Source organism: Pseudomonas sp. CP4 (genome assembly GCF_047758505.1).
GTDB lineage: Bacteria > Pseudomonadota > Gammaproteobacteria > Pseudomonadales > Pseudomonadaceae > Aquipseudomonas > Aquipseudomonas fluorescens_AO.
This window is the reverse complement of the sequence record NZ_CP180489.1, coordinates 1,685,673-1,709,143: the sequence shown is the minus strand read 5'-3', so window position 1 is coordinate 1,709,143 and position 23,471 is coordinate 1,685,673. Positions and strand designations below refer to the sequence as shown.

Annotated in this window: 21 protein-coding genes; 14 read left to right on the top strand and 7 right to left on the bottom strand. The window is 59.7% G+C overall.

Going from position 1 to position 23,471, the window contains the following annotated elements:
- Positions 1 to 37 precede the first annotated feature (37 nt).
- Genes ACMYUN_RS07575 through ACMYUN_RS07565 form a run of 3 tightly spaced genes read left to right on the top strand, consistent with a single transcriptional unit; the run spans position 38 to position 2,411 of the window.
- Positions 38 to 790 carry a 5-oxoprolinase subunit PxpA gene (locus tag ACMYUN_RS07575; protein ID WP_415763376.1) on the top strand — a complete coding sequence of 251 codons (753 nt, stop codon included), beginning with the start codon at positions 38 to 40 and terminating at the stop codon, positions 788 to 790.
- Positions 787 to 1,491, top strand: coding sequence for a 5-oxoprolinase subunit PxpB (gene pxpB / locus ACMYUN_RS07570; protein ID WP_415763375.1), 705 nt, complete (start codon positions 787 to 789; stop codon positions 1,489 to 1,491). Before ACMYUN_RS07575 ends, pxpB begins: the two co-directional genes overlap by 4 nt.
- The gene (locus ACMYUN_RS07565) at positions 1,488 to 2,411 is read left to right on the top strand and encodes a biotin-dependent carboxyltransferase family protein (RefSeq protein WP_415763374.1); all 924 of its coding nucleotides are present in this window, start codon (positions 1,488 to 1,490) and stop codon (positions 2,409 to 2,411) included. The genes pxpB and ACMYUN_RS07565 overlap by 4 nt, the downstream gene beginning before the upstream one ends.
- 88 nt (positions 2,412 to 2,499) lie before the next feature.
- On the opposite strand, the gene ACMYUN_RS07560 is transcribed toward ACMYUN_RS07565, so the two are convergent.
- Positions 2,500 to 3,678: a vWA domain-containing protein gene (locus ACMYUN_RS07560; RefSeq protein ID WP_016771218.1), complete on the bottom strand. Its 1,179-nt coding sequence runs from the start codon at positions 3,676 to 3,678 to the stop codon at positions 2,500 to 2,502.
- 12 nt (positions 3,679 to 3,690) lie between these two features.
- Positions 3,691 to 4,536 (bottom strand): AAA family ATPase, encoded by an 846-nt coding sequence (locus tag ACMYUN_RS07555; RefSeq protein WP_039760966.1) that lies wholly within the window; start codon positions 4,534 to 4,536, stop codon positions 3,691 to 3,693.
- A gap of 200 nt (positions 4,537 to 4,736) precedes the next feature.
- Here ACMYUN_RS07555 and ACMYUN_RS07550 point away from each other — a divergent pair, with 200 nt between their 5' ends.
- Both ACMYUN_RS07550 and ACMYUN_RS07545 read left to right on the top strand, forming a co-directional pair.
- Positions 4,737 to 4,967 (top strand): DUF4160 domain-containing protein, encoded by a 231-nt coding sequence (locus ACMYUN_RS07550; RefSeq protein WP_336353514.1) that lies wholly within the window; start codon positions 4,737 to 4,739, stop codon positions 4,965 to 4,967.
- Positions 4,955 to 5,452 carry a helix-turn-helix domain-containing protein gene (locus ACMYUN_RS07545; protein ID WP_415763373.1) on the top strand — a complete coding sequence of 166 codons (498 nt, stop codon included), beginning with the start codon at positions 4,955 to 4,957 and terminating at the stop codon, positions 5,450 to 5,452. Before ACMYUN_RS07550 ends, ACMYUN_RS07545 begins: the two co-directional genes overlap by 13 nt.
- On the opposite strand, the gene ACMYUN_RS07540 is transcribed toward ACMYUN_RS07545, so the two are convergent.
- Positions 5,449 to 6,525: a DUF748 domain-containing protein gene (locus ACMYUN_RS07540; protein ID WP_415763372.1), complete on the bottom strand. Its 1,077-nt coding sequence runs from the start codon at positions 6,523 to 6,525 to the stop codon at positions 5,449 to 5,451. The genes ACMYUN_RS07545 and ACMYUN_RS07540 overlap by 4 nt on opposite strands.
- A 154-nt stretch (positions 6,526 to 6,679) precedes the next feature.
- Between ACMYUN_RS07540 and cysK the strand changes: the two genes are divergently transcribed.
- Positions 6,680 to 7,654, top strand: coding sequence for a cysteine synthase A (gene cysK, locus ACMYUN_RS07535; RefSeq protein ID WP_415763371.1), 975 nt, complete (start codon positions 6,680 to 6,682; stop codon positions 7,652 to 7,654).
- 184 nt (positions 7,655 to 7,838) lie between these two features.
- Positions 7,839 to 8,777: an aspartyl/asparaginyl beta-hydroxylase domain-containing protein gene (locus ACMYUN_RS07530; RefSeq protein ID WP_039760974.1), complete on the top strand. Its 939-nt coding sequence runs from the start codon at positions 7,839 to 7,841 to the stop codon at positions 8,775 to 8,777.
- A 42-nt stretch (positions 8,778 to 8,819) separates the two neighbouring features.
- Here the strand turns inward: ACMYUN_RS07530 and ACMYUN_RS07525 are convergent, their stop codons facing one another.
- Positions 8,820 to 9,020, bottom strand: a complete 201-nt coding sequence (locus ACMYUN_RS07525; RefSeq protein WP_129998968.1) for a hypothetical protein — start codon at positions 9,018 to 9,020, stop codon at positions 8,820 to 8,822.
- On the bottom strand, positions 9,017 to 9,610 hold the full coding sequence (locus ACMYUN_RS07520) for a hypothetical protein (RefSeq protein WP_415763370.1): 594 nt from the start codon (positions 9,608 to 9,610) through the stop codon (positions 9,017 to 9,019). The genes ACMYUN_RS07525 and ACMYUN_RS07520 overlap by 4 nt, the downstream gene beginning before the upstream one ends.
- 400 nt (positions 9,611 to 10,010) lie before the next feature.
- Here ACMYUN_RS07520 and ACMYUN_RS07515 point away from each other — a divergent pair, with 400 nt between their 5' ends.
- Complete coding sequence (locus ACMYUN_RS07515; protein ID WP_310407534.1) at positions 10,011 to 10,874, top strand: DMT family transporter; 864 nt, start codon at positions 10,011 to 10,013, stop codon at positions 10,872 to 10,874.
- Positions 10,875 to 10,987: 113 nt separating this feature from the next.
- Here the strand turns inward: ACMYUN_RS07515 and ACMYUN_RS07510 are convergent, their stop codons facing one another.
- Positions 10,988 to 11,896 carry a DMT family transporter gene (locus tag ACMYUN_RS07510; RefSeq protein ID WP_415763369.1) on the bottom strand — a complete coding sequence of 303 codons (909 nt, stop codon included), beginning with the start codon at positions 11,894 to 11,896 and terminating at the stop codon, positions 10,988 to 10,990.
- A gap of 214 nt (positions 11,897 to 12,110) precedes the next feature.
- Between ACMYUN_RS07510 and aceK the strand changes: the two genes are divergently transcribed.
- From aceK to ACMYUN_RS07485, 5 genes are all read left to right on the top strand, one after another.
- The gene (gene aceK, locus ACMYUN_RS07505) at positions 12,111 to 13,826 is read left to right on the top strand and encodes a bifunctional isocitrate dehydrogenase kinase/phosphatase (protein WP_415763368.1); all 1,716 of its coding nucleotides are present in this window, start codon (positions 12,111 to 12,113) and stop codon (positions 13,824 to 13,826) included.
- A 297-nt stretch (positions 13,827 to 14,123) separates the two neighbouring features.
- Positions 14,124 to 18,035 carry an ATP-dependent RNA helicase HrpA gene (hrpA, locus tag ACMYUN_RS07500; protein WP_415763367.1) on the top strand — a complete coding sequence of 1,304 codons (3,912 nt, stop codon included), beginning with the start codon at positions 14,124 to 14,126 and terminating at the stop codon, positions 18,033 to 18,035.
- Positions 18,036 to 18,434: 399 nt separating this feature from the next.
- Positions 18,435 to 19,556, top strand: a complete 1,122-nt coding sequence (locus ACMYUN_RS07495) for a beta-ketoacyl-ACP synthase III (protein WP_039760985.1) — start codon at positions 18,435 to 18,437, stop codon at positions 19,554 to 19,556.
- Between the two features lie 135 nt (positions 19,557 to 19,691).
- Complete coding sequence (locus ACMYUN_RS07490; protein ID WP_415763366.1) at positions 19,692 to 20,303, top strand: RNA polymerase sigma factor; 612 nt, start codon at positions 19,692 to 19,694, stop codon at positions 20,301 to 20,303.
- Positions 20,297 to 20,533: an anti-sigma factor family protein gene (locus ACMYUN_RS07485; protein ID WP_415763365.1), complete on the top strand. Its 237-nt coding sequence runs from the start codon at positions 20,297 to 20,299 to the stop codon at positions 20,531 to 20,533. The genes ACMYUN_RS07490 and ACMYUN_RS07485 overlap by 7 nt, the downstream gene beginning before the upstream one ends.
- Before the next feature lie 143 nt (positions 20,534 to 20,676).
- Here ACMYUN_RS07485 and ACMYUN_RS07480 read toward each other — a convergent pair whose 3' ends face one another.
- Positions 20,677 to 21,999 (bottom strand): putative porin, encoded by a 1,323-nt coding sequence (locus tag ACMYUN_RS07480; RefSeq protein ID WP_039760990.1) that lies wholly within the window; start codon positions 21,997 to 21,999, stop codon positions 20,677 to 20,679.
- A gap of 281 nt (positions 22,000 to 22,280) precedes the next feature.
- Between ACMYUN_RS07480 and ACMYUN_RS07475 the strand changes: the two genes are divergently transcribed.
- The gene (locus tag ACMYUN_RS07475; protein WP_415763364.1) at positions 22,281 to 23,405 is read left to right on the top strand and encodes a GNAT family N-acetyltransferase; all 1,125 of its coding nucleotides are present in this window, start codon (positions 22,281 to 22,283) and stop codon (positions 23,403 to 23,405) included.
- Positions 23,406 to 23,471: the final 66 nt, after the last annotated feature.

Genomic DNA, 23,471 nt, shown 5'->3' with positions numbered 1-23,471 from the left:
ACAGATAAAAAGATCAGCAGCTACAGGAGTGTTCACCGTGAGCCGCCTGCTATTGAATTGCGACATTGGCGAGAGCTTCGGCAGCTGGACCATGGGTCTGGATGCCGAGGTCATGCCCTTCATCGATTGCGCCAACGTTGCCTGTGGTTTTCACGCCGGTGACCCGAGCATCATGCGCAAAACCGTGGCGCTGGCCCTTGAGCACGGCGTGCAGATCGGCGCGCATCCGGCCTATCAGGATCTGGTCGGATTCGGCCGGCGCTCCATGGCCTATTCCGCGCAAGAGCTGCAAGACATCCTGCATTACCAGATCGGTGCCCTCGATGGCATCTGCAAGGCGCAGGGCGGGCGGGTCAGCTACGTCAAACCCCACGGCGCGATGTACAACGACATGATGGCCAACCCGGCGCAGTTGCGCGCGGTGGTACAGGCCGTGGCCGCGTATGACCGCAACCTGCCACTGATGTTGATGGCCACTCGTGACAACGCTGCCGCGCAGCAAATCGGTGATGAATACGGGGTAACGTTGTGGTTCGAAGCTTTTGCCGATCGCGCCTACGACAGCGCGGGTCGATTGGTCTCGCGGCAATTGCCGGGCGCGGTGCATCACGAGGCCGAAAAGATCATCGGGCAAGCACTGACCATCGCCGCTGGCGGTGAGCTCACCGCCAGCGATGGCAGCGCCTTTGTCCTGCATGCCAATACCTTGTGCGTACACGGCGACAACGCCAGTTCGGTGGCCGCCGTGCAGCGCATTCGTCAGGCCTTGCAGCCGTCGAGTGCGTCATGAATCCACGGATTGAAGTGGTGGCGCTCGATTGCCTGATGCTGCGTCTGTTCGATGACATCGCTGAAGCCAACATGCCGTGGATGCTTGCCGCCAGCGAGCGTTTGCGCACGGCGTTTGGTGCACAGTTGATCGATCTGGTGCCGTCCTATACCACGTTGATGGTGCATTACGATCTGACCCTGTTGAATCCGGCGCAGGCGCGTGAATTGATCGCCGAAGCGCTGGTCGATCTGTCGCCGAATGCGCGCCGTGCCGGGCAGTGTCACGTCTTGCCAGTCTGGTACGACCTCAGTGTCGGCCCGGAACTGAGTCTGTTGGCCGAACGTAGCGGCCTCGCGGTGGAGGAGGTGATACGTCTCCACAGCGCACGGGAATATCAGGTGTTTGCCCTTGGCTTTGCGCCGGGTTTTGCCTTCATGGGGCTGGTCGAGGAAATGCTCGCCGCGCCACGGCTCAACACACCGCGCAAGAAAGTCGCCGCCGGCAGCGTCGGTATCGCCGAGCGGCAGACGGCGGCATATCCGGTGGTCTCGCCCGGTGGCTGGAACCTGATCGGCCGCACTCCGGCAAAACTCTTCGATCGCCATCGCGACGGTTACAGCCTGATGCAGCCTGGCGACACGGTGCGCTTCGAAGCGGTCGAGCATGCCGAGTTCATCCGTCTGGGCGGCGACGACACACCACTGGAGGCGTTGGCATGAGTCGATTGATGATCGAAGCCAGCACACCGCTGTGCCTGTTGCAGGACGCCGGGCGGTTTGGCGTGCGACATCTGGGCGTGACCCAGGGTGGCGCGGCGGACTGGTGCTCGATGAGCTGGGCCAATTGGCTGCTCAGCAATAAGGTGGATGCAGCAGTGGTTGAAATCACCCTCGGCGGCTTTGCCGTGGTGGCTGAGGAGGATTGCTTGCTCGCATTGGCTGGCGCCGATCTCGGCGCGCAGATCGATGGACAGCCACTGGCGCCGTGGCGCAGTTTCCGGTTGGCGAAAGGGCAGACATTGCGGATTACCCAACCCTTGCTCGGCGCCCGGGCTTATCTGGCCGCGCCCGGTGGGTTTACTGCGCCCAAGGTACTGGGCAGCAGTGCCACGGTACTGCGAGAAGAATTGGGCGGACTTGATGGCATGGGCCTTCCGCTCGCCGAAGGGGCGGCGCTCGGTTACAGCGGCGAAGCGTTGGCAGTACGGGAAATGCCTTCGGCGCTGCGGCCGGATTTCAAAATGCACGCGCCTTTGGATTTGGTGCTCGGCGCACAGATCGGCCAGTTCAGCGGGCAGAGCCTGTTCGATGTGTTCAACAGCACCTGGACCATCGACAGTCGCGCCGACCGCATGGGCATCCGCCTGCTCGGCGCGGCGTTGCAGTATCAGGGCGCGCCGATGATCTCAGAGGGCATTCCCTTGGGCGCTGTGCAGGTACCGCCGGACGGGCAGCCGATTGTGTTGCTCAACGATCGGCAGACCATTGGCGGCTATCCGCGCCTGGGTGCGTTGACGCCGCTGGCACTGGCGCAATTGGCGCAGTGCCTGCCGGGAGCGAAGGTGAGATTGAGACCAGTGGTGCAGGACGTCGCGCACCGCGAGCATGTCGAGTATTTGCAGCGCTTTAAAGATCGCTGAAAGCTTCGCGAGCAGGCTCGCTCCCACAGGTAAAAGCATTCCAAGGTAGGAGCGAGCCTGCTCGCGAAGGCGTTCGTCGGGTTAACGATTATTTGGAAAGAAACCGCATCCCTTCCTCAAGCCCGCGCAACGTCAGCGGATACATCTGATCCTCGATCAGATCGCGCACGATGTTGGTCGACGAGGTATAGCCCCAGGTATCTTTCGGATACGGGTTGATCCAGATGAGCTTCTTGTATTTTTCCATGAAGCGCTGCATCCACACGTAACCCGGCTCTTCGTTCCAGTGCTCGACGCTGCCGCCGGCCTGGGTGATTTCGTACGGGGCCATGGCGGCGTCGCCGATGAAGATCACTTTGTAGTCGGCGCCATACTTGTGCAGCAGATCCTGGGTCGAGGTGCGCTCGGAAGTGCGGCGCATGTTGTTCTTCCACACAGATTCATAAATGAAGTTGTGGAAGTAGAAGTACTCCAGATGTTTGAACTCGGTCTTGCAGGCCGAGAACAGTTCTTCGCAGATCTTCACGTGCGCATCCATCGATCCGCCGATGTCGAACAGCAGCAACAGCTTCACCGTGTTGCGCCGTTCCGGGCGCATCTGGATATTCAGCAGGCCGGCGTCCTTGGCGGTGTGGTCGATAGTGCCATCGATATCGAGTTCTTCCGCCGCACCCTGGCGGGCGAACTTGCGCAATCGACGCAGCGCGACCTTGATGTTGCGCGTGCCCAGCTCCACCGAGTCGTCGAGGTTCTTGTACTCGCGCTGATCCCAGACTTTCACAGCTTTGCCCTGACGCTTGCCGGCATCGCCAACGCGGATGCCTTCCGGGTTGAAACCGCCAGAGCCGAACGGGCTGGTGCCGCCGGTGCCGATCCATTTGTTGCCGCCGGCGTGGCGTTCTTTCTGCTCTTCCAGACGCTTCTTGAATTCCTCGATGAGCTTGTCCAGCCCACCGAGGGACTGGATCTGTGCGCGCTCTTCGTCGCTCAGCGAACGCTCGAATTCCTTGCGCAGCCAGTCCTCGGGAATCAGCGCCTGCAAGTGGTCGTCGAGCTTTTCCAAGCCATTGAAGTAGGCGCCGAACGCGCGGTCGAACTTGTCGAAATGGCGTTCGTCCTTCACCAGAATCGCCCGCGACAAGTAATAGAACTCGTCCATGTCGGCGAAGGTCACGCGCTGTTTCAACGCGTTGATCAGGTCCAGCAGCTCGCGCACCGACACTGGCACCTTGGCAGCACGCATTTCGTTGAACAGGTTGAGCAACATGGCAGCAGCCTCTTAGCGGGTGCCGCGCCGGCTCATGAACGCCAGGCGCTCAAGCAGTTGCACGTCTTGTTCGTTTTTCACCAGTGCGCCAGCCAGTGGCGGAATGGCTTTGGTCGGATCGCGCTCGCGCAGCACCGCTTCGCCGATATTGTCGGCCATCAGCAGTTTCAGCCAGTCGACCAGCTCGGACGTCGAAGGCTTTTTCTTCAGGCCCGGTACCTTGCGCACGTCGAAAAACACGTCGAGCGCTTCGCTGACCAGATCTTTCTTGATATCCGGGTAGTGCACGTCGACGATTTTCTGCAGGGTAGTGCGATCAGGGAAGGCGATGTAGTGAAAGAAGCAACGGCGCAGAAAGGCGTCCGGCAGCTCCTTTTCGTTGTTGGAGGTAATGATGATGATCGGGCGTTTCTTGGCCTTGATGGTCTCGTCGATTTCGTAAACGTAGAACTCCATCTTGTCGAGTTCTTGCAACAGGTCGTTGGGGAACTCGATGTCGGCCTTGTCGATTTCGTCGATCAGCAGAATCACCCGCTCCTCGGCCTCGAAGGCTTCCCAGAGCTTGCCTTTCTTCAGGTAGTTGCGCACGTCGTGGACTTTTTCATTGCCCAGCTGCGAGTCGCGCAAACGGCTGACCGCGTCGTACTCGTACAAGCCCTGATGGGCCTTGGTGGTGGATTTGATGTGCCAGGTGATCAGCTTGGCACCGAACGACTCGGCCAGTTGCTCGGCGAGCATGGTCTTGCCGGTGCCCGGCTCACCCTTGACCAGCAGCGGCCGCTCCAGGGTGATGGCGGCGTTGACCGCCAGCTTCAGGTCATCGGTGGCGACGTAAGCCTGGGTGCCTTCGAACTTCATCTGCAAATCCTCGAACGGTAACGCCGACCTGACGGGCAGGGCGGGGGCGAAAAAATCGGATGCCCGACTATAACGCGCACGCCGGTCGACTGTGAACGCAGACGGCTTATTCAGTCTCTGAATGGAGCGTCACATGTTGACTCAGTCTCGGCGGATGGCCAGTATTCCGGTATCGCCGATTTGGCGATAGCTTGTAATCCATGTCTACTAAATACCGGTTTCGCGATAAATACCGCATCCAGCTGCGTGAGAAAGATCACCCACCGCCCCATGTCCACCTGACCGGTGGCGGCGTCGACGTGATGCTCAGCCTGGAAACGATTGAAGTCATGATGGGCAAGGCCCCGCCGCTGATCGTCAAAGAAGCGTTGGCTTGGGTGGGCGCACATCAGGCGCAACTACTGAAGGAGTGGAAACGATGTTACCCATGAAACGGCCGCGTCTGCGATCTGCGCACGTCCTGTCGGATTTCAGGTTGGCGCTGACATTTATCAATGGTCAGGAACTGACAGTTGATTTGGGGACGGATATTCATACTTATCCAGGTCTGCGGCCACTGCTTGATCGCGAAGTCTTTGCGACTGCCGCAGTCGGGGACGAGGGTTGGATCGTTGAATGGATTGAACCCGACGTACAGATGGGTGCAGACACCTTGTATATGGATGCGCTAGCGCAAAATGCCCAGGATGAGAACACGCGCATTTTTATCGATTGGCGCGCCCGTACCGGACTTTCTCTCAATGATGCGGCCGAAGCGCTCGGTGTGAGCGCTCGCAGCATCAGCCGTTACAGCAATGGGCGTGAAGCAGTGCCACGTTCTTTGGCGTTGGCCTGTCTGGGCTGGGATTCGCTGCAACAGCGTTCATCGATAGCGGCCGAAGACACAGGTCGATATGTCGTCAACCGCAAAACTTAATCCTCATCTGGCTTCGGCCGTTCGTACCGCGCATTGAATGCCTGGATGAAGCCATTGCGCAAAATCTGCAAAAACGCTTCGAAGGCGTTGACGTTCTGCTGGTGAACATTGCCGCTGAGTTCGACGCGGGTGGCGAACTGGTTTTTGTTCTGGTTCTTCAGCACGGTCTCGGTGCCGCCGACCAGTGCTTCCCAGATTGAGCGGAACAGGCCTTTGTTCTTGTTTTCGACGTCTTGCTGCCAGTTGAATACATCGACGTCGCGCAGCAGGGGTTTGATGTAGCCGGTGAGTCGGGCTTTCTCTGCCTTGGCTTCGATGACCACATCGCCGTGGCCAGCATTGAAGTCGAATTTGCCGTAGGCCGAGGCAAAGTCGTTCATGCGTTTGAGCTCGATGTCGCGGGCGCGCAGGCGGAATTCGAAGTCTTCGAAGTTGCTCAGCGGATCGAAGGTTGCGGTGGTTTCCAGCGGAGCGTGGCCGAGTAGCAGCGCCTTGCCCTCGAAACGGGCGTCGCGCTTGCCTTCCTTGTCCACCACGTTGGTCAGGTTATAAATGCTGGCGTTGACGTTGCTGGCATTCATGTTCACCGGCGGCTTGGAATTGAAGTTGCGGAAAGTGATGCGACCGTCGTTGATCTGCACCTCATCGAGGGTGATCGGCAGCAGCTTGCCCAATTGCTCACGCCAGTCGGTGCCCTGACCGGTCTGCGAGTTCTGTTTGTTTGGGCCGCCGTCGACAAAGTTGATTTCCGGATGGAGGAATTGCACCTGCGCGACCACGGCATGGTCGTACCACAGTGAATGCCAGCTCACCGACAGGTCGATCAATGGCGCATCGACAAACGGCACCGGGACCTTGCCGTCGACTTTGACGATTTTCAGGCCGTTGATTTTGTACGCGCCGCGCCACAGCGCGAGATCGACATCGGTGATCTGGCCACGGTAATCGCCCATGTCCGCGAGCTTGTCATTGAGGTAGTCGCGTACCAGATAGGGCAGGGCGAAATGCAGGGCGACCAGCAGCACCACGACACCCGCCAGGGTCCAGAGCGGCCAGCTGTAACGACGCTTCATGAGAGTGTTCCTTGAACAGTGTTCCTTGATGAGGTTGCTTGACGGTGCAAAGCGATTGACTGCGCGCGTTCCCAGACGTTCGCCCCGACTGGACTGTGACCGGCAACAGGCTTACCTTGAAAGGCTGAATTCAACGCTGCATAAGGACCCAGCCATGAGCCGTATCTATGCTGACAACGCCCATTCCATCGGTAATACGCCGCTGGTCCAGATCAACCGCATCGCGCCGCGCGGGGTCACCATCCTGGCCAAGATCGAGGGGCGCAACCCCGGTTATTCGGTCAAATGCCGGATTGGCGCCAACATGATCTGGGACGCCGAAAGCAGCGGCAAACTCAAGCCGGGCATGACCATTGTCGAGCCGACTTCGGGTAATACCGGTATTGGCCTGGCCTTCGTCGCTGCCGCGCGCGGCTACAAACTGATGCTGACCATGCCGGCGTCGATGAGCATCGAGCGCCGCAAGGTCCTCAAAGCCCTGGGTGCGGAGCTGGTATTGACCGAGCCGGCCAAGGGCATGAAGGGCGCCATCGAGAAAGCCGCGGAAATCGTCTCCAGTGATGCCGAGAAATATTTCATGCCGGCGCAATTCGATAACCCGGCCAACCCGGCGATTCACGAAAAGACCACCGGTCCTGAGATCTGGAACGACACCGACGGCGCCGTGGATGTGCTGGTGGCTGGGGTCGGCACCGGCGGAACCATTACCGGCGTGTCGCGGTATATCAAGAACACCGCCGGCAAACCGATTCTGTCGGTTGCCGTCGAGCCGGCGTCTTCGCCCGTCATCACGCAAGCATTGGCCGGTGACGAGATCAAGCCCAGCCCGCACAAGATTCAGGGTATCGGTGCCGGTTTTGTGCCGAAAAACCTTGATCTGTCGATGGTCGATCACGTCGAGCAGGTGACGGACGAAGAGTCCAAGGCCATGGCTTTGCGCCTGATGCAAGAAGAAGGAATTTTGTGCGGCATCTCCTGCGGTGCCGCCATGGCGGTGGCGGTGCGTCTGGCGGAGAAACCAGAGATGCAAGGCAAAACCATCGTCGTGGTGCTGCCGGATTCGGGTGAGCGTTATCTGTCGAGCATGTTGTTCAGTGACTTGTTCACCGAGCAGGAGAACCAGCAGTAATCCTGTTGATTCAGGTCAGCCGAGGTTCAGGCGCTGTATGTTAATAAAGGCTTTGTTGCGCAATGCTTAACATTGAATCTTGCGTCAGGCGGGTTTTTCCCGGAGCCGGTAGTGTTTATCATGGCCGGCTGCCATGCCGGGAAAAGGGCATTGCGCAGCGTTGTCTTTATCCAAGGAGTCGTTGATGACCGTTTCTTTTGCCGCCAAGGCGTTTGTGCTGTTGCTGTTCCTGGGCAGCACGCTCTATGTGCATTTGCGCGGCAAGGCGCGTTTGCCGGTATTGCGCCAGTTCGTCAACCACTCGGCGCTGTTCGCCCCGTACAACGCTTTGATGTACCTGTTCTCCGCAGTGCCGTCCAGACCGTATCTGGATCGCAGCAAGTTTCCGGAACTGGATGTGCTGCGCGATAACTGGGAAACCATCCGCGACGAAGCCATGCATCTGTTTGACGAGGGCTATATTCGCGCCGCCGAAAAGAACAACGACGCCGGTTTTGGCTCGTTCTTCAAGAAGGGCTGGAAGCGCTTCTATCTGAAGTGGTACGACAAACCGCTGCCATCAGCCGAAGCCCTGTGCCCGAAAACCGTGGCACTGGTCAGCGCCATACCGAACGTCAAGGGCGCAATGTTCGCGCTGCTGCCGGGCGGCAGCCACCTCAACCCGCACCGCGACCCGTTCGCCGGCTCCCTGCGTTATCACCTCGGTCTGTCGACACCCAACTCTGACGATTGCCGGATCTTCGTCGACGGTCAGGTTTACGCCTGGCGCGACGGCGATGACGTGATGTTCGACGAGACTTACGTGCACTGGGTCAAGAATGAAACCGATCAGACTCGCGTCATTCTGTTCTGTGACATCGAACGCCCGCTGAGCAACCGCTTGATGACCCGGATCAACCGCTTCATCAGCGGCTGGCTGGGGCGCGCCACCGCGCCGCAGAACCTTGATGATGAGCGCGTCGGCGGGATCAACCAGGCCTATGCCTGGAGCAAGAACTTCAGTGACCGTTTCAGCGGCGTGGTCAAACAGTGGAAACGCCGCCATCCGAAGGCCTACAGGGTAATGCGCCCGGTGCTGGCGGTGCTGGTGCTGACATTGCTGGGGTATTGGTTGTTCGGTTAACGTTTGGCCAGAATTAAAAAAACCGCTCCGTAGGAGCGGTTTTCACAATCGGCCAGCGGCAAGCACTGAGGGCTCATCTTCGATGCCGGTGATCAGCAGTTGTAAGAGACGCCGTTGATTAGCGGTCAATTCATGATCAGCCAATCTTCTGGTTTTCAGCGATCTGACCAATGCTTCGGGAGGTCTCTGTTTCGCTTTTTTCATGTCGCCTCCCGGTTTGATCAGTAATTGATTGGCTTTCACAGTACTGGATTCTCCAAGGTTTTGACAAGGCGGCCTTCGATGTCGAAGCTGAACCCCAGCTTCTGATAAACGGGTATCGCCCCGTCCAGAGGCTCTTGTATTTCGATAACATCGCAGCCAACGAAATGCGCGTATTGCTCAATTACCATCATCGCTAGTAGTCCTATCCGATTTTTCAAAGGATGTGTTCCGCCAGGGCGTCCTTCCAATCTCACAACTCGTAATCTTCGTCGACTATTGTTCGGGTTCGCAAAACACAGGCCGCAGAGCTGCCCGTCGAACCAGATAGAGATGTCCAATGCGCGTGGTTCACGTGATTTCCACGCGATGACTTCTTGCCGGAAAAAGCAGGGTTCTTCCCATGTTTCAAAAGCATTCAGCGCATGCCTGTTTATCGGTTCGAACCGAATCAGAGATAAATCCATAATCGAAGCGTCGGCCGCCTTGAGTTGGCCCTGTAAGCCGCCAATCTGCGAAGCGGCCCGCTTCCTCGCCTCCGACCGATAAACCTGATACCGCAAATACGTCCGTTCCCTTGGCATATGATCTCTTGCATTCCGTGTCTCCTGACAATCCATTGCCACCGCCATTTACCCTAATCACCCGACGCCAGACTGTCGCTACCGGCCCTTTGCCCAAGTCATTGCAATCTGTGTCGCGAGCTGGTTATAGTCAGCTCGCCCGAGCCGCCCGGCTCGCGCTTTCATTTCTTCAATGTGGATCTGTATCCATGCCTGCATCCCTCATCAGCGCGGTAGTCGATTCAGCGGTCAACGCTGGCGTCGTGCCGTGCGGGAATCAGCAGCCTGTGCAGATCAGTCATTACCCTCCACCTGTCAGTAGCACGCCGGTGTGCGCAGTCGTATCGCCGCCGGGCATTGGTGTTCGGGGCTGATCGGCAGTTTCTGCTGACCCCTGCGCCCGCCAGAAAAAGCTACTGGATTTCAGCTTCGGCTGAGTTGGCTTCTTGCCTGACTACAGGTGGTATTCATGTTTGTCCTTTCGAAACAGTCCGCGCTCGCGGCGACGTCCACGAGCCTGTTCGTTCTGCTGTGGAGCAGCGGGGCGATTTTCTCCAAATGGGGGCTGGCCCATGCTTCGCCCTTTGCCTTTCTGCTGATTCGCTTCGCCATCGCCCTGTGCGGGCTGGTCTTGCTGGCGCCGCTGCTGAGATTGAGGCTCCCCAAGGGTAGCAAGGCGATGCTGTTTGCAATTGCCACGGGACTGGTGTTGCTCGGGGCCTATCAGATCTTTTATCTGCTGGCGCTCGATTGCAAAGTCACGCCGGGGGTGATGGCGACGATCATGGGCGTTCAACCGATCCTCACCGTGGTACTAATGGAGCGTCAGCGCTCGGCGAGCCGCCTGTTCGGCTTGGCGCTGGGCCTGGCCGGGCTGATCATGGTGGTCTATCAGGGTATCGGTCTGGCCGGGATGTCCTGGGCTGGGATGCTGTTCGGTTTGCTGGCGCTGGCGAGCATGACGCTCGGTTCGATCATGCAAAAACGCATCACCGACAACCCGCTCGGTACGCTGCCAGTGCAGTACTTGGCCGGCCTGTTGCTCTGCGCGATCTTCGTACCGTTCCAGCCGTTTCACTTCGAGCACAGCGCAGGCTTCATCGTCCCGGTGTTATGGATGGGCCTGGTGGTGTCGGTGCTGGCGACGCTGTTGCTGTATCGACTGATCGCGCGGGGCAATCTGGTGAACGTCACCAGCCTGTTCTATCTGGTGCCGGCGGTGACGGCGGTGATGGATTACCTGATTTTCGGCAATCGGCTGGCGGCGTTGAGCGTGTTGGGAATGCTGCTGATTATTGTTGGATTGGTATTTGTGTTCCGTAAAACCGGATAGCCGATAGGCAGGTGGCGCTTGTTGCGCCGCCTTTCGCGAGCAGGCTCGCTCCCACATTGGAATGTATTTTTCTGTGGGAGCGAGCCTGCTCGCGAATATCTGCGGCAGAAAATCTAACGGACTGACATCTTTGCAGGCTTCACCACCGCCGGCTTCAACACCAGCCACAACGCCGCCGCAATCAGCACGCCGCCATAAATGTGCGCCATCGACAACGGCTCATCCAGCAACAACGCCCCCCACAGCACGCCGAACGGCGGGATCATGAAGGTCACGGTCATCGATTTCACCGGGCCGATCGAGCTGAGCAGGCGGAAATAGATGATGTAGGCAAACGCCGTGCAACCCAGACCCAGGCCGAGGAGCGACAGCCAGACATGCCAGCCACCCCAGCTCACCGGCGGCGCAGTGATGGTGCTATAGGCGAACAGCGGCAGCAAAAACAACGTCGCCCCGAGCATGCTGCCCAGTGCCGACAAACGGCTGTCCAGCCCGCCGGCCTGATCCAGCCAGCGCCGCGCGAGGAATCCGGCAAAGCCGTAGCAAGTGGTCGCCAGCAGGCAGGCGACCGCGCCCATCAGCAGTTGCAGATCGAAGGCTACGGGACCGGCGCGCGTCAGCACACCGACGCCGAACAGACCGAGGAACACGCCGCTGAGCTTGGCCGCTGTGAGTTTTTCGCTGAAGAACAAACCGCCAATCAACACGCCCATCAGCGGCGTGGTCGCATTGAAGATCGCCGAATAGCCGGCCGGCAATACTTGGGCGGCAACCGAATACAGCGTCGCCGGAATCCCCGAGTTGATCACGCCGAGCAGCATCACGGTTTTCAATTTGCCCTTGAAGTCCCAACTGATGCGCATCAGCCCAAGGATCACCAGCAGCCCGGCAGCCGCGATCGACACGCGAAAGAACCCGGTCGGGATCGTGCCGATCACCGGGGCAATGATGCGCATGAACAGAAAACTCGCGCCCCAGATAGCGGCCAGCGACAACATACGGAAAATATCGACAGGGCTCACGGCGGGCTCCTTGCTTGATCGGGACGAGAGTGTTGCCGAGCGTCCGGATCATGGCAACCGCTATTCGGGCTTTTAATTCTGCCTTGGAATTTACCTGCGCGAGAAACCCCGTCAACGGTCAGTCCCGTATCGGTTTTGGCAGAAATTACGCTTTTCCTGCGAGCGTTTCCGTGACTAAGCTCAGACCAACCGAATTCCCGCCGAGGTTTCATTTATGTCGCAGCAATGGCCAGCCACCGAGATCGCGCGGATGATCCTCGCCGGCTTCGACGATTACCGCGAACATTTCCGCCGCATCACCGATGGCGCTCGCGAGCGCTTCGAACAGGCGCGCTGGCAGGAGGCGCAGGCCGCGTCGGCGGCGCGGATCAGTCTGTATGAGGAAAAGGTTGGCGAAACCGTCGCTCGCCTGCGCGAGTATTTCGACGAAGAAACCCTGATGAACGTCAGCTGCTGGCCGCTGGTGAAAAGCGCCTACATCAGTGTGATCGACCTGCGCTTTGACGATGAGCTGTCCGAAACCTGGTACAACTCGATTTTCTGCGGGCTGTTCAGCCACGACTTGATCAGCGACGGCTGCATGTTCATCCACACCACGCGCCCGAGCCTGCGCCGGGCCCGCGCCGCGCAAACCCGCACGTACAAGCCGCAGGGCCAGTTGTCCGCCATGCTCGCCAGTATCTTCGCCGACTACCGCTTCAGCGAAGATTACGCCGATTTGCCTGGCGACCTGCTGCGACTCGAAGCGCAACTGCGTGAGAACCTGCCGGACTGGGTGTGCAAGGACCCGGAGCTAAGCGTCGAGCTGTTTTCCTCGGTGCTCTATCGCAACAAGGGCGCGTATCTGGTCGGGCGCATCTACACCCGCGACGAGCAATGGCCGCTGGTGATTCCGCTGTTGCACCGCGAAGGGCGGGGCATTCAGATCGACGCGTTGATTACCGACGAAGCCGATGTGTCGATCATCTTCTCTTTCACCCGTTCGTATTTCATGGTCGATGTACCGGTGCCGGCGGAGTTCATCGGTTTTCTGCGACGCATTCTGCCGGGCAAGCACATCGCCGAGCTGTACACCTCGATCGGCTTCTACAAGCACGGCAAGTCGGAGTTCTACCGCGCGCTGATCAATCACCTGGCCAACACTGACGATCAGTTCATCATGGCCCCGGGCGTGCGCGGCATGGTCATGAGCGTGTTTACCCTGCCGGGTTTCAACACCGTATTCAAAATCATCAAGGACCGTTTCTCACCGTCGAAGAACGTCGATCGCGCCACGGTGATCGAAAAGTATCGTCTGGTGAAAAGCGTCGATCGGGTCGGACGTATGGCCGATACCCAGGAATTTGCCGATTTTCGTTTTCCGCTGAGCAAATTCGATCCGGCGTGTCTGGAGGAACTGCTAGAGGTCGCGCCATCCACGGTTTCGGTCGAAGGCGAAACCGTGCTGATCCGCCACTGCTGGACCGAGCGGCGGATGACCCCACTCAACCTGTATCTGGAAAACGCCAACGAAGCGCAAGTGCGCGAAGCGCTGGAAGATTACGGTCTGGCGATCAAGCAATTGGCGGCGGCGAATATTTTTCCCGGCGACATGCTGCTGAAAAACTTCGGCGTCACCCGCCACGGGCGAGTGGTCTTCTACGACTACGACGAAATCTGCTTCCTGACCGAAGCCAACTTCCGCCACATCCCGGCACCACGCACACCGGAGGACGAGATGGCCTCTGAGCCGTGGTACTCGATTGGCCCGCTTGACGTGTTTCCCGAAGAGTTTCCGCCGTTCCTGTTTGCCGATTCGGGCCAGCGCAAGTTGTTCGATCAGTTGCACGGCGAGTTGTATAACGCAGATTACTGGAAGGGCTTGCAGGAGGCGATTCGGGCGGGGAAGGTGATTGACGTCTTCCCATATCGGCGCAAAGGGCCGCGATAACGAATGACAGCAGCTGCAAGCGGCAAGCTACAAGCTGCAAGTTCCCCGATCGTTCCCATGCTCCGCGTGGGAATGCCTCACCGGACGCTCCGCGTCCGCTTCTGGGACGCGGAGCGTCCCCGGCTGCGTTCCCACGCTGAGCGTGGGAACGATCACAACAAGGAGCAGCTGCAAGCGGCAAGCTACAAGCTGCAAGTTAAAAGCCTCAGTGACTTGCGGCTTGTAGCTTGGCGCTTGCAGCTGCTTTTCTGCGACAATCCGCCCCCTGCATAAATAGACGACCGAATTGCCTACCCGATGACCGACGAATCGCCCTCCATCGACAAACTGCTGAAAAACCTCGATCACGCCATGCTCGCCGACCGTCACCGGCTGCGGCGGCAGTTGCTTGAGCTGCGCAAGAAACCCGACGAGGCCAAACTGGCGCAGTGGATAGCGCGGATGCAGGCGTCCTGTGATCAGGTGGCGGCGCGCCGTGCGAGCCTGCCGGTGATTCGTTACGACGACAATTTGCCGATTGCGGCCAAGCGCGACGAGATCAAAAAGGCCCTGGAGCAACATCAGGTGCTGATCATCGCCGGCGAAACCGGCTCGGGTAAAACCACTCAGCTGCCGAAGATCTGTCTGGAAATCGGGCGTGGCCAGCATGGTCTGATCGGCCACACCCAGCCGCGTCGGATCGCCGCGCGCAGCGTCGCCAGCCGCGTTGCCGAAGAACTCGGCACGCCCCTCGGTGCGCTGGTCGGCTATCAGGTGCGGTTTGAAGATCAAAGCGATTCCAACACCCTGATCAAACTGATGACCGACGGCATTCTGCTGGCGGAAACTCAGAACGATCGTTATCTGGAACGCTACGACACGATCATCGTCGACGAAGCCCACGAACGCAGCCTCAATATCGACTTCCTCCTCGGCTACCTGAAAACCCTGCTGCCGCGTCGCCCGGATCTGAAAGTCATCATCACCTCGGCGACCATCGATCTGGAGCGCTTCTCCAAGCATTTCGATGATGCGCCGATTGTCGAAGTGTCCGGTCGCACGTTCCCGGTGGAAACCTGGTATCGGCCGTTGACGCTGGAGCAGGACGAAGAGGGCAACCGGGTCGAGGACGACCTCACCGTCGATCAGGCGATCCTCGCCACCCTCGACGAAATCGCCGCCTACGAGCGCAGCGAACGCCGCAGCCCCGGTGATGTGCTGGTGTTCCTGCCCGGTGAGCGCGAGATTCGCGACGCCGCCGACATGTTGCGCAAGGCTCAGCTCAAACACACCGAAATCCTGCCGCTGTACGCGCGCCTGTCGCCGGCTGAACAGCAGCGGATTTTCCAGTCGCACCCGGGCCGCCGCGTCGTGCTGGCGACCAACGTCGCCGAAACCTCGCTGACCGTGCCGGGCATTCGCTACGTGATCGACAGCGGCACTGCGCGCATCAGCCGTTACAGCTATCGGGCCAAGGTACAGCGCTTGCCGATCGAAGCGATTTCCCAGGCCAGCGCCAATCAACGTAAAGGTCGTTGCGGGCGGGTTGAGCCGGGCATCTGCGTGCGGTTGTACAGCGAAGAGGATTTCCTCGGTCGTCCAGAATTTACCGACCCGGAAATTCTGCGTACCAACCTCGCCGCCGTTATTTTGCAAATGCTCCATCTGCGTCTCGGCGAAATCACTGCGTTTCCGTTTATCGAGCCGCCGGACGGCAAGGCGATCAGCGACGGTTTCAACCTGCTGCAAGAGCTTTCGGCGGTGGATCGCAACAGCCAGCTGACGCCGCTCGGTCGCCAGTTGGCGCGCTTGCCGGTCGACCCGCGCATGGGCCGCATGCTCCTCGAAGCGGCCAAGCTCGGTAGTCTGCAGGAAGTGCTGATCGTCGCCAGCGCCATGTCGATTCAGGACCCGCGCGAGCGTCCGCCGGAGCGTCAGCAAGCGGCGGATCAGGCCCACGCGCAATGGAAGGATCCGGATTCCGACTTCGCCGGGCTGGTCAATCTGTGGCGTGGTTTTGAAGAGCAACGCCAGGCGCTGACCGCCAATCCGCTGCGCAATTGGTGCCGGAAGAATTTCCTCAACTATTTGCGTCTGCGCGAGTGGCGTGATTCGCATCGTCAGTTGAGCCTGATCTGCCGCGACATGCAGCTGAGCCTGAACAGGGAGCCGGCGGATTATCCGAAGCTGCACAAAGCGGTGCTGGTCGGCTTGCTCAGCCAGATCGGCCAGAAAACCGAAGACGGCGATTACCTCGGCGCGCGGCAGCGGCGCTTCTGGATTCATCCGTCGTCGGGCATCGGCAAGAAGCGTCCGCAGTGGCTGATGACCGCCGAACTGGTGGAAACCACCAAGCTTTACGCGCGCATGGTCGCCAAGATCGACGCCGACTGGATCGAACCGCTGGCCGGGCACCTGATCAAGAAGAACCACTTCGAGCCGCATTGGGAGAAGAAGCGCGGCCAGGTCGTCGCCTACGAGCAGATCACCCTGTTCGGCCTGATCGTCGTCGGTCGCCGCCCGGTGCATTACGGCCCGGTCGATCCGGTGGTATCCCGTGAGCTGTTTATCCGCGAAGGCCTGGTGCGCGGCGAGATTCAGTCGCGGGCCAAATGCCTGAGCGCCAATCAGAAGCTGCTCGAGCAGCTCGACGAATTGGAAGCCAAGGCGCGCCGGCGCGATATTCTCGCCGACGAAGAAACCCTCTACGCTTTCTACGATGCGCGTCTGCCGGCGGAGATCCACCAGACCGCGACCTTCGACAGTTGGTACAAGGTCAACAGCCAGAAAGACCCGCAGCTGTTGATCATGCGCGAAGAAGATGTGCTGGCCCGCGAGGCCAGTGAAGTCACCGCCCGTGATTACCCGGACACGTTGCACATTGGCGATCTGGAACTGGCGCTGACCTACCATTTCGAACCCAATCACCCGCGCGACGGCGTGACCTTGCGCGTGCCGGCGCCGCTGCTGCCGATGCTGCCGCCGGAGCGTCTGGAATGGCTGGTGCCGGGCTTGATTGAGGCCAAATGCATAGCCCTGGTGCGCAACCTTCCGAAAGCCCTGCGCAAGAACTTCGTGCCAGTGCCGGACTTCATCAAGGCCGCGTTGCAGCGCATGACTTTCGCCGAAGGTTCGCTGCCGCAAGCGCTCGGTCGCGAGCTGCTGCGCATGACCGGCGCGCGGGTCAGCGATGAAGCGTGGGCGGAAGCGGCGCAGCAGGTAGAGAGCCATCTGCGCATGAACCTGGAAATCGTCGATGGCCAGGGCAAGTTCCTCGGCGAAGGCCGCGATTTGGCTGAGTTGACCGCACGCTTCGCCGAAGCCAGCCAGGCCGCGCTGGCGGTGCCGCAGAGTGCGAAAAGTCAGCAGCCGGTCGAGGCAAAAGTCTTCGCGCCGGTAGCAGAAAAGACCCAGCAGAAGATCGCCGGGCTGTCGATGACGGTGTACCCGGCGCTGGTGGAAGAGGGCGGCACGGTCAAGGAGGGGCGTTTCTCCACCCCGGCCGAAGCCGAGTTCCAGCACCGTCGCGCCTTGCAGCGCTTGCTGATGCAGCAACTGGCCGAGCCGGCGAAATTCCTCCGGGGCAAGTTGCCTGGACAGACTGAACTGGGCCTGCTGTACCGCGAACTGGGCCGCGTCGATGCGCTGGTCGAAGACATTCTGTTGGCCAGCCTCGACAGCTGCATTCTCGAAGGCGAAGACCCGTTGCCCCGGGATGGCGCCGGATTGGCGGCATTGGCCGAGCGCAAACGCGGCGACTGGACCGAGCACGCCGAACGTGTCGCGCGGCTGACTTTGGAGATCCTCAAGATCTGGCACGGTTTGCAAAAACGCTTCAAGGGCAAGATCGATCTGGCGCAAGCGGTGGCACTCAACGACATCAAGCAGCAGATCGGCAATCTGGTCCATCCGGGTTTCGTCCGCGAAACGCCGATGCAGTGGCTCAAGGAGTTGCCGCGATATCTGAAAGCGGTCGAGCAGCGTTTCGAGAAACTTGGCGCACAGGTGCAGAAAGATCGGGTCTGGAGCGGCGAACTTGCTGGCCTGTGGGCGCAATATCAGGCCCGCGCGGCCAAGCATGCGCAGGAAGGCAAGCGTGATCCACAGCTGGAGTTGTACCGCTGGTGGCTGGAGGAATACCGCGTGTCGCTGTTCGCCCAGCAGTTGGGCACCAAAGTGCCGATTTCGGACAAGCGCCTGAGCAAACAGTGGAGCCAGGTCGAGCCTTGACCTGCAGCCATACACAATCCCCCTGTGGAAGTGGTCTTTGTGGCGAGGGGATTTATCCCCGTTGGGTGGCGAAGCCGCCCCAAAATCTACGCCTCGGTTCATCAGATACCGAGCGTGGTGGGTTAGCGACTGCTTCGCAGTCGAACGGGGATAAATCCCCTCGCCACAGAGTTGAGTTCATGGAGTGAATGGCAGTTGTGCTTGAGAACGGCGCCAAAACCTCGGGTTTATGGCAAACTTCGCCACCATAACCCGCCGTTTCGCGACCCAGAGCCTTCGCCGTGTCGCGCTGCGGAATAAAACGATGCCAGGTTTGCGTCCCCCGGATGGGAATAGACCCTTTGCGTGTTGGTACGACGGTTCCAGCACTTTCTGCCTGAACAGATTAGAGAAACGACCATGCATAACGTCGTCATCAGCGGCACCGGCCTGTACACACCGGCCAACAGCATCTCCAACGAAGAGCTGGTGCAGTCTTTCAATACCTATGTCGCCCAGTTCAACGCCGATAACGCCGAGGCCATTGCCAGCGGCGAAGTCCAGGCCCTGACCGAATCCAGCGCTGCGTTCATCGAAAAAGCCTCGGGCATCAAGAGTCGCTTTGTCATGGACAAGGACGGCATTCTCGATCCGCTGCGCATGGCCCCGCGCCTGCCCGAGCGTTCCAATGATGAATGGTCGGTGCTCTGCCAAATGGCTGTCGGCGCTGCCGAACAAGCCCTGCAACGTGCCGGCAAAACCGCCGCCGATATCGACGGTGTGATCGTTGCTTGCTCCAACCTGCAACGTGCCTACCCGGCCATCGCCATCGAAGTCCAGGAAGCACTGGGCATTCAGGGTTTCGGCTTCGACATGAACGTGGCGTGTTCTTCGGCCACTTTCGGCATCCAGGCCGCCGCCAACAGCGTGCAACTGGGCCAGGCGCGGGCGATCCTGATGGTCAATCCGGAAGTCTGCACCGGGCACCTGAACTTCCGTGATCGCGACAGCCATTTCATCTTCGGCGATGCCGCGACTGCGGTGATCATCGAGCGCGCGGATCTGGCGACCTCCGAGTTTCAGTTCGACGTGGTCAGCACCAAACTGCTGACCAAGTTCTCCAACAACATCCGCAACAACTTCGGCTTCCTCAACCGCGCGGCAGAAGAGGGCATCGGTGCCCGCGACAAGCTGTTCGTACAGGAAGGCCGCAAGGTGTTCAAGGATGTCTGCCCGATGGTCGCCGAGCTGATTGGCGAGCACCTGGAAGAGAACCAGCTCAACGTTGGCGACGTGAAGCGTTTCTGGCTGCACCAGGCCAACCTGAGCATGAACCACCTGATCGTGCGCAAGCTGCTCGGCCGCGAAGCCACTGAAGAAGAAGCGCCGGTGATTCTCGACAGCTACGCCAACACCAGCTCGGCCGGTTCGGTCATCGCCTTTCACAAATATCAGGATGATCTGGCCTCAGGATCGCTGGCGGTACTCAGTTCGTTCGGCGCCGGTTACTCGATTGGTAGCGTGTTGCTGCGCAAACGCTGAAACAGGTTAATTTCCCCTTAATCGCGTCGATCTTTCCTACATTCGAAGCGGCTGAAACGCTGTAATTTTTCGGACATCGCGGCAGGTGAGTACCTGCCGCGTTCATTTTCGAAGTCCGGACAAGGGGATTGATGGATGGCGGCTGACGACAACCAACTGCTCACGCGCCTGCTGGCGGGGGAGCAAAAGGCTTTCAAGGAACTGGTCACCACGTATCAGAGCGCGATGCGCGCGGTGGCTTACGCGATTGTCGGCCAGCGTCATGTCGAAGAAGTGGTGCAGGATGCCTGGCTGTCGGTGGTGCGCCATCTGGCCAGTTTCGAAGGCCGCTCCAGCCTCAAGACCTGGTTGCTGACCATCACCGCCAATTCGGCCAAGAGCCGCTACAAGCTCAATCGCCGGGAAGTCCTGCTCGACGACCTGCCATCGCCCCACGGCACCATCGGTGACGATCGCTTCTCTTCCAGCGATGGTCACTGGCTGGTCGCGCCGTTCGCCTGGCACCAGGACACCCCCGAAGCGCTGCTCACCGAAAACGAACTGCGCGAATGCCTCGAACACACTTTGCTGAGTTTGTCCGAGTTGCAGAGCAGTGTTCTGCTGCTGCGCGAACGCCAGGGCCTGGAGCTGGAAGAGATCTGTAATCTTCTGGAGATCTCGCTCTCCAATGTCCGCGTGCTGCTGCACCGGGCACGCTTGAAGGTTTTTGCGACCGTGGAACATTTTGAGGAGACAGGAGAATGCTGACCTGCAAGGAGCAAGTGGCACGATCCAGCGATTATCTCGATGGCCGACTGAGCTTTCGCGAGACGCTGATGGTGCGTCATCACCTGTTGTTCTGCCCCAACTGCCGGCGCTTCATGCGGCAGATGCGCGTGATGCAGGCAACCCTGAAGGCGCTGCCGGACAAACCGGAAGAGGGAGTGGATGCTTTGGCTGAACGCCTGGCGGCGCAGAGGCGCGACGACAGTCCTTGAAAGAGTCAGCCCGGGGCAGCGTCAGCGAACGGATGATGGGGATCGCTGGCATTGCACCGGGCTGCAGGACATCAGCTTCGAACGACAAGTCGCAAGGGGAGCGGTGACTTGCAGCTTGTCGCTCGAAGCTTGTAGCTGTTTTCTTAGAACTTCGCTTCAGCGTCCAGCTGCAGGGTGTTGGCGTCGGCATCGCGCTGGCCACGGCTGGCGAAGTCGGCCTTGGTCAGGAAGTACGTGGCGCCGACGGCGAAGTTCTTGTCGATGTCGTAACCGACCTTGAACTTGTGCCCGCGCGAACCGGTGGTGCCGTTGGCGAAGTCGGAGTCGGTGAAGGCGCCGACCACGGCGTTGCGCTGCACGTCGCGATAGTTGTAGTCGAGGTTGAAACCGAACACTTTCGACTTGGCACCGAGCAACCATGCAGTGTCCTGATCGGTCACGGCATCGTTGTTCTTCACGTACTGGCCGTAGAACGACAGTGGCATTGGCAGGCCGCCGATGTCGATCTGGCTGAACCCTTCATACAGACGGAATTCGTTGTTCGCCGAGTTGCCGTTGACCGCCAGGGCGCACGGCGTTGAGGTGCCGGTGCAGCGGCTGTCTTCGTCGTTCTGGTAGGCGTAGACGCTGCCGCCCAAGGTCATTTTCAGGTTGTCGGTGATGTTGAAGCGGCTGCCCAACTGGCCAGCGGTCAGGCGCAGGTCGTGGCGGAATTGCACGCCGTCGCCGTCAACGTTGTCCTTGAGGTTGTAGTTACCCAGGCTGCCGAACAGTTCGGCGCTACCGCCCAGTGGATACTTGTAGGTAACGGCCAGACCTTCCGGGTTGATGTCGCTGTCCCAGATCACGTCGCCCATGCTGACCCACGGTTGCAGCATCTTGCCGCCGATCACGTGCAGGTTCTTGATCTGATCCGGGTGGTAGTCGATGTAGCCGAGGTCGAGCCAGATCTGCTTCTTGTCGAAGTAGTTGTCCTGATCCTGGTTGGTCGAGCGCGCGTCGTCGCCACCGCCAGTGGCGATACGGATGCCGGTGTCGACTTGCGGGTTGATCTCGGTGTAGGCGCCCAGACGCGCACGGATGCGCTGGCGATCCTTGTCGCGGCCGCCGTTGTTCGGCTCGCCGTCGATCTTGATGGTTTCCTGACGGATACGTACGTCGCCCTTGAACTGGGTCTTGGCCGCCCAGGCCAGTTTCTGGTCGAACAGGCTCTGTTCGTTGGTCTTCTTCGCGACCGCAGCCACTTGTTCGTTGGTTTCCTGCTGCGCCTGTTGGGCGATTTGCTGAGCCTTCTGATCCTTGGCCAGTTCTGTTTGCAGCTCGATGTACTGCGCCTGGGAAATCGACCCGTTGGCCTTGAGCATGTCGAGCAGTTTGGCGTCGACTGCAGCACTGGCCGGAACGCTCATGGCCAGCAACAAGCCGCCGCACAGGGCCGCTGCAGTTTTCGTGGAAGCAAGACGCATAGCAATCTCCGAAGATGAAGGGGATGGCTGAACCATCCTGGGCACAACCGGCCTGAAGGCCGGAAAACTGTGTCCGGGTTAGAACCCGGCGCTCTAAAAACAGGCGCCAGTATCGCGATGGTTTATGACAGAGCGGTGGCACAGTGATGGCAGGTTGATGACGATGCGTATCGAGCGTGAACTATCGACCTAGAGCGCTGTCGGCCGATTGAGCGTGTGCAACCGGGCCGCGATCAGCGATACTCGCCGGGCTTTGTCGCCAAGCTGTGGAGTGCCAGTGAATGCCGTTGCAACGCCTGCAAGACCTGTCAGAAATCGCCCCGGCACGCTGGGATGCGCTGGTGCCGGACAACCAGCCGTTTCTGCGTCACGCCTTCCTCAGCGCGCTGGAAGACAGCGGCAGTGTCGGCCCGCATTCAGGCTGGCAGCCCGAACATTTACTGCATATCGAAGATGATCGACTGATCGCCGCGCTGCCCAGTTACCGCAAATGGCACTCCTACGGCGAGTACGTCTTCGATCACGGCTGGGCCGACGCTTGCGCCCGTGCCGGCATCGATTACTACCCCAAACTGTTGACCGCCGTGCCGTTCAGTCCGGTCAGCGGGCCGCGCTTGCTGGCGGCAAAAGTGGAGGACGGTTTCGAGTTGCTGAAAAGCCTGCCGGGCTATTTGCAGATCGAAGAGCTCTCCAGCGCGCACATCAACTTCACCGATCCGTTTACCGACGCGGCGATGGCGGAACAGCCGGGCTGGCTGCAGCGCATCGGCTGTCAGTATCACTGGCAGAACCGTGGTTACCGCGACTTTCAGGATTTCCTCGACGCCCTCAGCTCACGCAAGCGCAAACAGATGCGCAAGGAACGCGAGCAAGTGGCGGGGCAGGGCTTTGAGTTCGAGTGGTTGCAGGGGCGTGAGCTGGACGAGGCACAGTGGGACTTTGTTTACGCCTGCTATGCCAATACTTACGCGGTGCGGCGGCAGGCGCCGTATCTGACGCGGGAGTTCTTCAGTCTGCTGGCTGAACGCATGCCCGAAGCGATTCGCGTGGTCCTGGCCAAACAGGGCTCACGGCCGGTGGCGATGGCGTTCAGTCTGGTCGGTGGCGACAGTTTCTACGGACGGTATTGGGGCTGCCTGGCCGAGTTTGATCGGCTGCATTTCGAAACGTGTTTCTATCAGGGCATGGATTACGCGATTGCCCATGGCATCCAGCGTTTCGATGCCGGGGCGCAGGGCGAGCACAAGTTGATTCGCGGCTTTGAACCGGTGATCACCCATTCCTGGCACTACCTGCGCCATCCGGGGTTGAAAGCGGCGGTAAAGGATTTTCTCCAGCAAGAGCGTGCCGGGGTTCTGGCCTATGCCGAAGAGGCCCGGACAGCGTTGCCTTATCGCCAAACCTAGTTCCAGATCCCCTGTGGGAGCGAGCCTGCTCGCGAAGGCGGTGTGTCAGTTAACGCTGATCGTTCC